The organism is Azohydromonas lata (assembly GCF_034427735.1).
Taxonomy (GTDB): domain Bacteria; phylum Pseudomonadota; class Gammaproteobacteria; order Burkholderiales; family Burkholderiaceae_C; genus Azohydromonas; species Azohydromonas lata.
Genome location: NZ_JAXOJX010000254.1, coordinates 1 through 288, shown reverse-complemented (window position 1 = coordinate 288; position 288 = coordinate 1). Strand labels below are relative to the sequence as shown.

Genomic DNA, 288 nt, shown 5'->3' with positions numbered 1-288 from the left:
GGCGCCAATGGCGACGTGCTGGACGTGAACGACCTGCTGCGCAATGCCGCGCTGGGCTTTGACGGCAGCAACCCGTTTGCCGGAGGCTACCTGCGCCTGGTGCAGTCGGATGCCGACACGCTGGTGCAGTTCGACGCCGACGGCGCTGCCGGCGCAGCCAAGGAGTTCGTCACCATTGCCGTGCTGCGCAACGTCGATTCCACGCAATTGGGCAGCGCCAACTTCACGCCGAACTACCCGCCCGACGGCAGCGACGTGCCGGGCCAACTCGTCAATGGCGGCGACGCA

1 protein-coding gene is annotated in these 288 nt (G+C 67.4%); it reads left to right on the top strand.

From position 1 onward, the window contains the following. Window positions 1-288: type I secretion C-terminal target domain-containing protein (locus SM757_RS35285; RefSeq protein WP_322468907.1), on the top strand; the 288-nt coding region annotated here is incomplete at both ends.